The sequence below is a fragment of the Labrys miyagiensis genome, assembly GCF_030160835.1.
Taxonomy (GTDB): domain Bacteria; phylum Pseudomonadota; class Alphaproteobacteria; order Rhizobiales; family Labraceae; genus Labrys; species Labrys miyagiensis.
In genome coordinates, this window is record NZ_BSPC01000054.1 from 234,792 (window position 1) to 246,861 (window position 12,070).

A 12,070-nucleotide genomic window follows, 5' to 3' on the forward strand; every position below is an offset into this window, starting at 1 on the left:
CTCCCAAGATGATTTTAGAATTCAGATTGCCAAAGATCAGCCCGCACATGTCGGGCGCAACCGTAGAATTTCTTCACTCGCAGGCAGCCGCCCTGAAGGCCGGCGCCAAAGTTCTGGATATCAGTGTCGATCTTGGCGGCGCGTTTACCCAGGATTGTCCACCCGTTTCTTACTATCGCTTTGTAATGCGTGAGCCCGCATTTTTGCGGGAGATCAAGGCGACTCCCGGTCAGCTTTATGCCGTCGATGAGTTGTTGGCGATATTCAGCACCGAACCGGAGGAAAGTCTGGATCAGTCACCGGCGCGAGGCGTACGGGTGACGGTGGCTGGTATTATGCATTATCCTGGCATGTGGTCGAGCGGCACGTGATGAGCAGCCTTGCATTGCATTTGGGTCCGCTGTCTGTGGACAGCCAGAAGATCCTCCGGTCAGGCGTGCACTGGCTGTGCTCGCAGGGAGAGGAAGTCCGTGCCAATCAAATCATAGGCTTCTGCAATATTTCCTTGCAGCCGGCCGGCCTAAGGCTGAGCGGCCCGCCTCCGTTTGCGGAGGAGCAGGAACTACAGGTCGCTTTTGCGCCGCGTCTCCCGGGACGAATTTCTATCAACTCGGAGCTGCTGCGCGGTGGCTATCTGAGCATGCACAGCGTGGAAACCTGGAACGCCGAGGATATTGTCGCGCATCTGGAAACGGACGTGGAGGTCGAACAGGAGGGCGCCGGCAACGTGCGTCTACTGATGCTGGCGGGCCGTCGAATGACAGGCCTCGCCGACCTTCAGCACGCCGGGCTTTTGCCAAGTTGGCACGGCAGAAGCCGTGGCTGGTGGTGTGACAAAGGCGAAACTCCGATCAGTTTGCTGAGCCTTGGCGTTTGCGACGCCGCCGGTGTCGTTACCGGAGATAAAGGCGCTTTCCTCGAGACATTTGAGGCAGCCGCGCAGGCCGCGCAGATGGTTTATGTTCCAGACCATCCCATAGCGTATACGACGCAGCTATTGCTCGATCAGTTGAGCCGAACACCGGCGCAATACAAAGCCATTGCGGCAGACATCCAAGCCGTACTCACCGAAGCATCGACAACTTCCACACCAGACGACTTGGTGTTTGCGGGCACCTTGTTGCAGGCATTGCAGAGATCTCCGATCACGGATACCTATCCGATTTTTTCAGCATCCGGTTCTGCTCGCCTGGGCCCAGCAAACGCAATACTTCTGTCGCTGGTCGCGGAACCGCAAACAATTCTACGGCATAAGAAACTTGGCTACCATCTCAACATTCTGCGCCACTATCAGGCGGCGGCGGGCCCAGCCATCCGCGAATGGCTCGGTAGCGCCTTCGAGGCGGTCAAACGATCACTTGATGACATCCGGCGCGACTATGAAAAACTGATTGACACCGTGGCACGCATGACCGGCGCGAAGCTCGTGATCATAAATCGCATGTCGACACAGGGGCACGAGGACATCTCAAGCTATGCTCCCTTCGACGCGCCAATGAGCGATACGCTGGCGAATATCGCCGCGAAGGAAATGAACCTGATGCTGCATGATATCGCCGAAACGCGCGACATCGCCATCATCGATGTCGACGCCATAGCGGCTGAAATTGGCGGCGCTGAACACCTGCCAGACGCGGTCCATCAGAGCGGTTTGATGCAGGCCATCCTCCGCAATGAAATTCTGCGAGCGCTGGAAGAGATTCGGGCTCCTCTTTCTTCGGGCGAAGCGGCATAGGCTGCCTGAGCCCTTCGCCTCAAGCCCCTTTTGTCAGGACTTGCCGAAGGATTGACCGACGGTGGCGTCCGTCTATCGATGATGACCTCTCCCGATATGGTCAAGGCATGCGGCAAGGGCCACTCACGACGGTTCTGTCGCCTCCTTCCATGGCCAGAATATTCGGGGCGGAAAAGTCGAACCTGCGAACCAGAAAAATATCGATATCGAGCCAGATCGCGAAAAATCTCTTGAGAATAAGAGCCCTGTATACATCTGAAAATACAGCCAGGCTCCCATTCCGTTCATTTCGGAATATTTTGTCGGCAGAGAGCAGCAACGATGCATCAACGGTTTTGACGCCGGCTGGTACCTGCAAATCAGCATAAGAGTGTAATACAACTTCGTACCCAAGGCGGACCCAGGAAATCAAACAAAGCCGCTCAATCGGTCCGAGCACTTCCCCAATCCACAATGTGTGAATAGGGACCACTCCGTTTTCGCCTGGCTCCCAATGTGCATCATCGACTGACACATGGCTCACACGCCGCTCTCCTGAATACTGGTTATCTTTCTGCTGCTGATAGCGGTGACCTTAGGTCATTGGCCTATAAAGTGCATCCAAATTCTGGTGAAAGCCGATTTCATGAGGGTGAGGCTGTTTGATGCGATAATTTAGCGTCGAGGCGACCACGTCGACTTATGCGAGAACCCTCGGTGTCGCCGTCATCTCTTCCGAGAACCTATCCTTTTTCGTGAGACGCGACATCAATCCCCCATCGGATGCAGGTCGCGCACCATCGCTTTCATGCGCTCGTCCAGCACATGGGTATAGATCTGCGTCGTGGCGATGTCGGCGTGGCCGAGCATCATCTGGACGGAACGCAGGTCCGCGCCATTCTGCAGGAGGTGGCTGGCGAAGGCGTGGCGCAGGACGTGGGGACTGATGCGGTCGCCCCTTATGCCGACCGAGGCGCCGAGCGCCTTGAGGTCGCGGGCGAAATGCTGGCGGGTGAGGTGACCGCTCTCCCCGAAGGAGGGGAAGAGCCAGGGCGAGGCCTGGCCCCGGCCCGCTTCCGCCAGCAGCGCGAGATAGGCCTGCATCGCCCGGCGCGCCATGTCGGTGAGCGGCACCAGGCGCTCCTTGTTGCCCTTGCCGACCACGCTGAGCATGGCAAGGCCGGGGCGGGCCGCCGAGCGCTTGAGGCTGACGAGTTCGGAGACGCGCAGGCCCGAGGCATAGAGCGTTTCGAGCAGGGCGCTCATGCGGCCGGCGCGCAGGCGCTCCAGCATGGGACGCGCGGCGTCCTCGATCCTCTCGCCGGCGGCGGTCAGGAGGCGGTCGACCTCTTCCACGCTCAGGACCTTGGGCAGGGGCCGGCCGCGCTTGGGGCCGTCGAGCACGCTGGTCGGATCGTCGTCGCGAAAACCCTCGGCATAGAGGAATTTGTGCAGTTGCCGGATGGCCGAAAGATGCCGCGCCAAGGTGGTCGCCTTGAAGCCGAGGGCGGTGAGGGAGGCGAGGTGGTCACGCGCCTGGTCCGAGGTCGCGGTGGCGATGGCGCCGCCACGGCCGGCAAGGAAGTCGCTGTAGTCGGTGAGATCGCGCCGATAGGCTTCCAGCGTATTGTCGGCGCCGCCGCGTTCGGCGGACACCATGTCGAGGAAGGCGTTGATCAGCCTGGTATCGCTGGCGGGCTTGGGCATTGCGATACCCTAGCCCGCCGCGGTTAACAGGCTGAAAAGATCAGTTCAGGCCGAGAGCGGCGCGAAGCTCCGCCTTGGCAGGCTCGAACTCGGCCTTGAAATCGTCCTGGCGCATGATCGTCTCAGCGATCACCGTGCCAGAGATACGGCCCATCTCGATGTCGGAGGGATAGTGGATGCCCACCACCAGGCGGCTATGGCCGTAGTCCCAGGCGCGGGCCATGATCTCGGCCCGCTTCTCCGGCACCATGTTGGCGAGCACGATGCCCTCCAGCGTGCCGAGCGTGGTGTGACCGGAGGGATAGGAGCCGGACTTGCTGGGCTCGACCGCCGGGCGCACGAGATCGCTGACCAGATGCGGACGCAGGCGACCAAGGGTCTTCTTGGCGGGATCCACCACGGCGGCTTCCGTCTCAATGATGCGGTCGAAGAAAGCCGCGAATTTCGGCAGCTTGGCCTTGTCGAATTTAGCGCCGAACAGCTCGCCGCCGAAGCGCCAGACGGTCTCCTCGTCATCGGCCTGGGCGTGCTTCAGCTCTTCGGGCGTGCGCTCGACCTGCAGCGCCAGCACCGCGGCGATCTCGCTCTTGGTCTGCATCGAATCGGCGGCCGGCGGGGGCGGCAGCAGAATGGTGAGATTGACCACCTTGGCGTCGGTGAAGGGCTTGGCCTCGTCGGCGATAGCCGGGGAAAGGCCTGCAAGGGCCAGCATGGCAGCGAGAGCAATGATCTTGCGCAAGGGAGCACCCATTGGTTGCGGAACTCGCGCCAGATGCCACCCTGGGGTGACGGGCCGATGACAGATGCGGCGGGGACAGCAAAACCTGGTCGCGGAAGCGCGCCCGGCCGGTATCCTTTACCTGGACAACTTTGTGCTCGCGTGGTTCGATCCTGGCCATCCACGCGGCATCGACACTTTGCGCGAACGCCACTTCTGATAGCGCGACATTCGACGATCTCGGTCGGCACCTGATCACAACACCAATTATGGGAGGCTCCAATGCCACGCATGCGTGCTGTTCAAGTGAAGAACGCCAACGGTCCCTTCGAACTCGTCGAGCGCGAGGTCCCGATTCCGGCCGCGGGCCAGGTCCTGATCAAGGTGCAGGCGTGCGGGGTGTGCCACAGCGATGCCTTCACCAAGACGGGAGCGATTCCGGGCATCGTCTACCCGCGTGTGCCTGGCCACGAGGTTGTCGGCGTCATCGAGGCGGTTGGCGAACGCGTGCCGGACTGGCAGGCGGGGCAGCGTGTCGGCGTCGGCTGGCACGGTGGCCATTGCGGCCATTGTCCTTCCTGCCGGCGCGGTGACTTCATCACATGTTCGAACGGGCAGATCCCCGGCATCAGCTATGATGGCGGCTATGCGGACTACATGATCGCGCCTTTCGAGGCGCTGGCTGCAATCCCAGACGATCTGGGGGCGGCCGAGGCTGCACCGCTTTTGTGTGCCGGCATCACGACCTACAATGCGTTGCGCAACAGCGGCGTGCGCGCCGGCGATACCGTCGCGGTGCTCGGCATCGGCGGCCTTGGCCATCTCGGCGTGCAGTTCGCGGCCAAGATGGGCTGCCGCACAGTCGCCATCGCGCGCGGTGCCGACAAGGGGCCGCTGGCGCGCCAGCTCGGCGCTCATCGCTATCTCGACAGCACCACGCAGGATGTCGCAGCCGAGCTGACCAAGATGGGTGGGGCTCATGTGATCCTCTCCACCGTCACCAGCGCCCAGGCGATGAGCGCAGTGCTCGGCGGGTTGGCCATCGATGGCAAGATGATCGTCGTGGGCGCCACACCCGATCCCATCGAGGTCTCGCCCTTCCTGCTGATCGGCGCCCGCCGGGGAATCCAGGGATGGCCATCCGGAACTTCGATCGAATCCGAAGATACGCTGGCGTTCAGCGCCCTCGCCAACATCAGGCCGATGATCGAAACGATGCCGCTCGAACGGGCGGCCGAGGCCTATGAGCGGATGATGAGCGGTGCAGCCCGCTTCCGCATGGTGCTCACGACCGGGCAATAGACCCGGCCGCGGTGCCCGCGCCTCAAACTTCTTCGCTGTGAAAGATCAGCATGTCGGTGCCGCCGGTGGCAAAGCTTTGCACATCCGCGGCGGCGGCCTCGCCTTCGGCACTGGCGAAGGCTTTCTGGATCGATGCGACATCGTCGAAGTGCAAGGTCGCGATCAGATGAACCTTGGACGGACCGGCGGGCGTAACCACTGGCCCGCGACTGACCTCATACTTCCTCAAGCCCGGAATCTTCTTTGCGATCGGAACATGGGTCTCGAAATAGTATCTGTCGAATTCTGCACTATCGACCGGCGTTCCATACATGACAACCAGGCTCGCCATGGCACTCCCCCAAGAATTTTCGTCTGCTGCTGTGAATAGCCGATTGTTTCAGAGGCCCAGCTCACCAATTCCCCTCTGCATCGTTCCTCTATTGTCGCTCAGATGATCGGATCGCTGCAAGTGCGAAGCGCGACATCTCTCTCGTCTATTCCGGCTCAGAAATAGAGCGGATGATCCTCGAGCGCCAAGGCGATCACGCGCAGCGAGGCGGCGGCCTGGAGGTGGATGTTGGGGCTGGCGTCGGTAGCGCTTGAGGCCGCCAAGGTGCGCAAGGCGTCGATCATGTCGCGCAGGGTCTTGGCGTGTGGGCCGCGGATGGCCAGGAGCTTGGCGAGGCGCACGAGCATGGCGCTCACCTCGCCGGCATGGGCGGCCTCGAGTTGGCTGTCGCGGATGAAGCGGCGCAGGCGCAGGATCTCCAGCCCCATGGTCACGGCGGCGAGGCTGCCGTCGAGCACATATTGCGCCTTGGCGCCGACGCGCTCCAGTGGGGCCATCAATTGGTTTATGCGGTCATAGGCGAGACTCTCGAAGGCCGAGGGCTTGGGCAGGCGCTCATGCAGGCATAGCCGCGTGAGGTCGGCGCGGAAGGCTTCCACTACACGCTCGACCACGCTTTCCGGCCGGCGCGGCAGCACCACGGCGAAGATGCCGACGCTGAGCAGGATGCCGCCCAGCACGGCGATCGCCTCGTTCAGGAAGGGCCAGGGCTGCGCCACCATGGGCTGGCGCGGATTGACGAAGAGCAGGAAGTTGATGGCGAAGGAGGTGGCGATGCTGGTGTAGCGCGGATTGGCCATGGCCAGCGCCACCGGGACAAGCACGAGCGCGATGAGCAGCAGCAGCCAGAACAGGCCCTGTAGCTCCGGCAAGAGGACCTGCCCCACGAGGAAGGCCGCCGGCACCGAAAAAGCCGCTCCCTTCAGGAATTCGAGGGAGGAGCGCATCGGGTTGGGCATGGTGGCGAACAGGCTCGACACCACCGCGACCATCACCGCGGCGCCGGCGAGATCGGCCCAGCGCGTCGCGATCCAGTAGGCGGTGACGACGGCTGTGGCGATGGCGGCGCGCACGGCATTGACGAAGGCGACATTCTGGTCGCGGTCGATGGTAAGCGTCGGCAGCTTCCATTGGCCGGGCGGGCCGGGAGGATCTGGCGCGCGCAGGCGCAAAGCGGTGAGGCCCTCCAGCACGAGGCTGAGAGCTGCGAGGAACTCGATCAGCAGCGTGATGCGGGCGGCCGCTGCGGCGCGATCCTCGCCCGGCTGAAGCGGGGCGGTGCGCATCGCCTCGGATTCGCGGGTGAGTTCGTCGATCTGGCGCAACCAGGGCCTGGCATCCTCGACCAGCCAGTCGCGCTGCACGAGGCCGTCCAGCATGGCCTTGACGCGGCCCAGCAGCGGGCGCCAGCTCGAGTCGGGCGCGCTCGCATGGGCGAGGAGCGTGTGGATGGCCGAGATCGCCGAGAGCATGTGGCCGATCGTATGCCGGGCCATGCGGCCATGGGTCACCAGCCCCGGCGCCTCGATGCGGGCATAGGCGCGCATGCCGGCCAGCGCCTCGATGTCGACGATCAGCCTTTGGTAGCGGGCGTCGAGCTCGGGTTTGGCGGTGCCGCCGATGGCGCCGGCGCTGTAGCGGGCAATGTCGCGCAGGCCCGCGCCGACGCGCTCGACCAGCACGTCGCGGGCGAGCTGGGGCATGAAGAAGCGCCCGGCAATGCCGGCGCAGGTGATGCCGAGCATGATCTCGATGCAGCGCGCGGCGGCAAGATCGGTGACGAGATGGGGATTGTCGAAGGCGGGCAGGCCGATGATGGCGGCGGTATAGCCGGCCAGCACCGCGCCATAGGATTCGGGATTGCGCAGCACCGAGGCGACATAGGTGCACACCGCGATCCACACAGTGAGCAGGCCGACATAGGCGACATGCTCTGTGCCGGTGGCCTTGACCATCGTCACCGAGGCGAGCGCGCCGATCAGGGTGCCGGCGAGGCGGAACAGGCCCTTGGCCAGCACCATGCCAGCGACGGGCTGGCTGACGATGAACACCGTCATCATCGCCCATTGCGGCTGCCCAAGGCCAAGCAGATAGGCGATGACCAGCGCGACGAGGCCCACCAGCGTCGTGCGCAGCGCAAAGATCCAGTCCGCCCGAGGCGGCAGGGACACATGCGGCACCAGGACGGCAAAGCGCGAACGGAGGGAGGCAGGACTGGGCATGCTTACGGGAATAGAGGCTCAGCGGGCGAATTGGAACCGGGCGCGAGAGGGAAATCTAGCGTGAGGCAGAGGCACCAACTTTGCCGGAGGGAGAGGAGGCCAAAACTCGGAGTGTCGATCACCGATCGACATCTTCCACTCCTGCAGACGTGCTGCTTCCAAGGATGTCGATCGGTGATCGACACTCCATCCCCACGTTCCCATCCAAAAGCATCAAGGCGTTTTCCCCGGAGGACCATCCGGCCCGGGCTGCAGGTTCCTGAGCGGCACATCCACGCTCATTGGCCGCGTGGCCGGTCTCACATAGGTACCCAGCGCATAGACGATGCCATATCCGGCAAGCCCGGTTATAGCGAGGATAAGCAGGAAACGGAGCAGACTGGGCATTGGGAACCTGGAGATTTCAGCCGCACAATACTGTGCGAATCCGGGCGGAGCTATGTCTTCGGCGCGGCCATACAACGAATGAAATGTGGGAAACCCTTGCGTCCCGGCCCGTCTCCGGTTCTATAGAAACATGACTTTGTTGATGCAGGACGAAATGGGCGGCGTTGCGACATCTCTTGCTCCGGCCGAACGCGAGAAGAAGCTGACGCAGGCCCTCGCAGGCCGATCGGTCGTGCTGGTGGGCATGATGGGCGCGGGAAAGAGCGCGGTGGGCAAGCGCCTGGCAGGCCGGCTCGGGCTTGAATTCCGCGACGCCGATGCCGAGATCGAGGAAGCGGCCAAGAAGACCATCGCTGAGATCTTCGCCAGCGACGGCGAGACCTTTTTCCGCGACAAGGAGCGGCGCGTCATCGCCCGACTGCTTTCCTGCGAGGAGCCGATCGTGCTGGCGACCGGCGGCGGCGCCTATATGAACAGCGAGACCCGGGCCCTGATCGCCGGATGCAGCGTCTCGATCTGGCTGAAGGCCGAATTCGACGTGCTGATGCGCCGCGTGCGCCGCAAGCTGACCCGGCCGCTGCTGCAGAACCCCGATCCCGAGGGCACGCTGAAAAAGCTGATCGACCTGCGCTACCCCATCTATGCCGAGGCGGATGTCACCGTCCTGTCGCGGGATGTGGCGCATGACATGGTGCTGGAGGATGTGATCTCCGCCCTCGAAACCTATCTCAAGCTCCGGGATCCTGCGATGCCGGAGCTGAACGCCCAGAAGCCGGACTCCCTCGCATGAGCACGCCGATCACCGTTCCCGTCGTCCTGGGAGCGCGCTCCTACGAGATTCTCATAGGACCGGGCCTGCTGCCCGAAGCCGGCGCCCGCATCGCTGCCCTGGCGCCACAGGCGCGGCTCGCCATCGTCACCGACGAGAATGTCGCCGCCCTGCATCTTGCCACCCTCACCGCCAGCCTCGACAAGGCCGGTCTTGCGCACCAAACCATCGTGGTGAAGCCGGGCGAAGCCTCCAAGAGCTACGCCACCTTCGCCGAGGTCTGCGACGGGCTGCTCGCCACCAGGGTCGAGCGCGGCGATTTCGTCATCGCCTTCGGCGGCGGCGTGATCGGCGATCTCGCCGGCTTTGCCGCGGCGGTGATCCGGCGCGGCATGCGCTTCATCCAGATCCCGACCAGCCTGCTCGCCCAGGTCGATTCCTCCGTCGGCGGCAAGACCGGCATCAATTCGCGCCACGGCAAGAACCTGGTCGGCGCCTTCCACCAGCCGAGCCTGGTGCTGGCTGACACCAGCGTACTCGACACGCTCTCGAAGCGCGAATTCCGCGCCGGCTACGCCGAGGTTGCCAAATATGGCCTGATCAACGATGCACCCTTCTTCCTCTGGCTGGAGCGCAACTGGCGGGACGTGATGGCCGGTGGAAAGGCGCGCGAAGAAGCGATCGCCGTCTCCTGCCGCTCCAAGGCCGGCATCGTGGCGCGCGACGAAACCGAGACGGGCGAACGCGCCCTCCTCAATCTCGGCCATACCTTCGGCCATGCGCTGGAGGCGTTGACGGGCTATAATTCGAAGCGCCTCGTGCATGGCGAAGGCGTTTCGATCGGCATGGTGCTCGCCCATGAATTCTCGGCGCGCCTCGGCCTGTGCTCGCAGGAAATGCCCTCGCGTGTCGCCGGCCATCTGGCCGAAGCCGGCCTGCCCACCCGCATCGACCAGGTGCCGGGCGGCGTGGGCACGGCGGCGGAGTTGATGAACGCCATCACGCAGGACAAGAAGGTCAAGCGCGGCAAGCTCACCTTCATCCTCACGCGCGGCCTTGGCGAGAGCTTCATCGCCAACGACGTCGACCCGGCCGCGGTGACGGGGTTTTTGGAAGAGAAGCTGGCCGACGCTCAAAAAGTGGGCGCGTGAGCGATGGCCGCTGACTTGATTTCGGAAAGGCTCAACGCGAAAAGCCTCCCCCACGAAGCTGGCTATGGCATGCACATATCTCGATACGGGCAGGAAGAGCGGGGGAATCCTTCCCCGCCTTCGGGGAAGGTGTCATTGCGAAGCAATGACGGAAGGGGGAGGGCGGCGCGACAGGACCGATTTGGGCGAGCAAGGCGCCACTCTACCCCTTCCGACCTCACTGCGTTCGGCCACCTTCCCCGCAGTCGGGGAAGGATTTTCGCGCCCCGTTCAACGATGCTGAGATATGTGCATGCCATGGCCAGCTTCGTGGGGGAGGTTTCTCGCGTGGCGCCCTTCCCGCCCAGGGGCATATAGACGCCATGACCGCCCAGATGTGGTTCTCTATTCTCATCGTCTTCCTGCTGCTCCTGGCGGGCTTCTTCTTCGCAGGCTCCGAGACGGCGCTGACGGCGGCCTCACGCGCGCGCCTCCTGGCGCTCGAAAGGCACGGCAACCGGGCCGCCAAGGTCGTCAACCAGTTACTCGACATCCGCGAGGCGATGATCGGTTCGCTTCTGGTCGGCACCAGCATCGTCAACACGGCGGCGGCGGCGCTGACCACGGGCATCCTGCTCGACATTTTCGGCGATGTCGGCATCTTCTACGCCACCATCGTCATCTCGGTGCTGACGATCGTCTTCGTCGAGATCCTGCCCAAGACCATCGCCATCAATTTCCCCGAACGCTTCTCGCTCGCGGTGGCCTGGCCGGTGCGCATCGTGGTCATCGTCTTCTCCCCGCTGACCACGGCGCTCGGCTGGCTGGTGCGCGGCATCCTGCTCCTGTTTGGCCTGCGCATTGGCGAGCACACCTCGATCCTCTCCGCGGCGGACGAGTTGCGCGGCACCGTCGACCTCCTGCACAAGGAAGGGTCGGTGGAGAAGACCGACCGCGACATGTTCGGTGGCCTGATCGACCTGCAGGAGCTGACGGTGGGCGACGTCATGGTCCACCGCACCACCATGCTGTCGGTCGATATCGACGAGGATCCCAGCCACATCGTGCAGAGTGTGCTGGCGGCCCCCTATACGCGCATCCCGGTCTGGAAGGACACGCCCGAGAACATCATCGGCGTGCTGCATGCCAAGGACCTCCTGCGTGCCCTTGACGCCGCCGGCAACGATCCCGGCAAGCTCGACCTCGAAGAGATCGCCCTGCCCGCCTGGTTCGTGCCCGACACCACCTCGCTCGCCGACCAGTTGCGCTCCTTCCGCCGCAAGAAGATGCATTTCGCCTTCGTGGTCGACGAATATGGCTCGGTGCAGGGCATCGTCACGCTCGAGGACATCATCGAGGAAATCGTCGGCGACATCTCCGACGAGCACGACGTGGCGGTGAGCGGCGTGCGCCCGCAGGCCGATGGCGCCGTGAATGTCGACGGCTCGGTGCCGATCCGCGATCTCAACCGCGCCATGGACTGGAGCCTGCCGGACGAGGAAGCCACCACCATTGCCGGCCTCGTCATCCATGAAGCGCGCACCATCCCTGAGGCCGGGCAGACCTTCACCTTCTACGGCTACCGCTTCCAGATCCTGCGCAAGCAGAAGAACCGGATTGCTTCGCTGCGGATCACGCCTGTCGACACCGCGGTGGCCAAGGCCGAGTGAGGTTCATGCCGGTGGAAATGCGCCGGCATGGCGATGGAATGGCTGCTGCCACCCCGCCGCGTCGAGAGCAAAATGCGTTGACACTGGAGCAGATCTCCAAACGAACTTTTTTGGTATCAA

General features: G+C 63.4%; 11 protein-coding genes. 6 read left to right on the forward strand and 5 right to left on the reverse strand.

The features are described from left to right. The first annotated feature begins 8 nt into the window (after positions 1-8). The gene (locus QQL24_RS24475) at positions 9-371 is read left to right on the forward strand and encodes a hypothetical protein (RefSeq protein WP_284314908.1); all 363 of its coding nucleotides are present in this window, start codon (positions 9-11) and stop codon (positions 369-371) included. Further along, positions 371-1,735, forward strand: a complete 1,365-nt coding sequence (locus tag QQL24_RS24480; protein ID WP_284314909.1) for an SGNH/GDSL hydrolase family protein — start codon at positions 371-373, stop codon at positions 1,733-1,735. The genes QQL24_RS24475 and QQL24_RS24480 overlap by 1 nt, the downstream gene beginning before the upstream one ends. Before the next feature lie 100 nt (positions 1,736-1,835). Here QQL24_RS24480 and QQL24_RS24485 read toward each other — a convergent pair whose 3' ends face one another. From QQL24_RS24485 to QQL24_RS24495, 3 genes are all read right to left on the reverse strand, one after another. Further along, positions 1,836-2,258 carry a hypothetical protein gene (locus tag QQL24_RS24485; protein WP_284314910.1) on the reverse strand — a complete coding sequence of 141 codons (423 nt, stop codon included), beginning with the start codon at positions 2,256-2,258 and terminating at the stop codon, positions 1,836-1,838. A gap of 224 nt (positions 2,259-2,482) precedes the next feature. Next, positions 2,483-3,421, reverse strand: coding sequence for a site-specific tyrosine recombinase XerD (locus tag QQL24_RS24490; protein ID WP_284314911.1), 939 nt, complete (start codon positions 3,419-3,421; stop codon positions 2,483-2,485). Positions 3,422-3,461: 40 nt separating this feature from the next. Then, positions 3,462-4,160 carry an acid phosphatase gene (locus QQL24_RS24495; RefSeq protein WP_284314912.1) on the reverse strand — a complete coding sequence of 233 codons (699 nt, stop codon included), beginning with the start codon at positions 4,158-4,160 and terminating at the stop codon, positions 3,462-3,464. 261 nt (positions 4,161-4,421) lie between these two features. On the opposite strand from QQL24_RS24495, the gene QQL24_RS24500 reads away from it, so the two are divergent. Next, entirely contained in the window at positions 4,422-5,441 is a 1,020-nt protein-coding gene (locus QQL24_RS24500; RefSeq protein WP_284314913.1) for an alcohol dehydrogenase, read from the forward strand. A gap of 22 nt (positions 5,442-5,463) precedes the next feature. On the opposite strand, the gene QQL24_RS24505 is transcribed toward QQL24_RS24500, so the two are convergent. Continuing rightward, the gene (locus QQL24_RS24505) at positions 5,464-5,772 is read right to left on the reverse strand and encodes an EthD family reductase (RefSeq protein ID WP_284314914.1); all 309 of its coding nucleotides are present in this window, start codon (positions 5,770-5,772) and stop codon (positions 5,464-5,466) included. A gap of 155 nt (positions 5,773-5,927) precedes the next feature. Further along, a complete protein-coding gene (locus tag QQL24_RS24510; RefSeq protein WP_284314915.1) occupies positions 5,928-7,943 on the reverse strand; it encodes an FUSC family protein in 2,016 nt (671 codons plus the stop codon). A 580-nt stretch (positions 7,944-8,523) separates the two neighbouring features. Here QQL24_RS24510 and QQL24_RS24515 point away from each other — a divergent pair. The 3 genes from QQL24_RS24515 to QQL24_RS24525 all read left to right on the forward strand — a co-directional run bounded on the left by QQL24_RS24515 (position 8,524) and on the right by QQL24_RS24525 (position 11,950). Beyond that, positions 8,524-9,171: a shikimate kinase gene (locus QQL24_RS24515; RefSeq protein WP_284314916.1), complete on the forward strand. Its 648-nt coding sequence runs from the start codon at positions 8,524-8,526 to the stop codon at positions 9,169-9,171. Next, the gene (aroB, locus tag QQL24_RS24520; RefSeq protein ID WP_284314917.1) at positions 9,168-10,301 is read left to right on the forward strand and encodes a 3-dehydroquinate synthase; all 1,134 of its coding nucleotides are present in this window, start codon (positions 9,168-9,170) and stop codon (positions 10,299-10,301) included. Before QQL24_RS24515 ends, aroB begins: the two co-directional genes overlap by 4 nt. 362 nt (positions 10,302-10,663) lie before the next feature. Further along, positions 10,664-11,950 carry an HlyC/CorC family transporter gene (locus QQL24_RS24525; protein ID WP_284314918.1) on the forward strand — a complete coding sequence of 429 codons (1,287 nt, stop codon included), beginning with the start codon at positions 10,664-10,666 and terminating at the stop codon, positions 11,948-11,950. Positions 11,951-12,070: the final 120 nt, after the last annotated feature.

Bases quoted from the DNA above. Each gene is read 5' to 3' on its own strand.
- QQL24_RS24515 (WP_284314916.1), top strand. From the start codon at position 8,524: ATGCAGGACGAAATGGGCGGCGTTGCGACATCTCTTGCTCCGGCCGAA.
- QQL24_RS24505 (WP_284314914.1), bottom strand. From the start codon at position 5,772: ATGGCGAGCCTGGTTGTCATGTATGGAACGCCGGTCGATAGTGCAGAA.
- QQL24_RS24500 (WP_284314913.1), top strand. From the start codon at position 4,422: ATGCCACGCATGCGTGCTGTTCAAGTGAAGAACGCCAACGGTCCCTTC.
- QQL24_RS24490 (WP_284314911.1), bottom strand. From the start codon at position 3,421: ATGCCCAAGCCCGCCAGCGATACCAGGCTGATCAACGCCTTCCTCGAC.
- QQL24_RS24480 (WP_284314909.1), top strand. From the start codon at position 371: ATGAGCAGCCTTGCATTGCATTTGGGTCCGCTGTCTGTGGACAGCCAG.
- QQL24_RS24525 (WP_284314918.1), top strand. From the start codon at position 10,664: ATGACCGCCCAGATGTGGTTCTCTATTCTCATCGTCTTCCTGCTGCTC.
- aroB (WP_284314917.1), top strand. From the start codon at position 9,168: ATGAGCACGCCGATCACCGTTCCCGTCGTCCTGGGAGCGCGCTCCTAC.
- QQL24_RS24475 (WP_284314908.1), top strand. From the start codon at position 9: ATGATTTTAGAATTCAGATTGCCAAAGATCAGCCCGCACATGTCGGGC.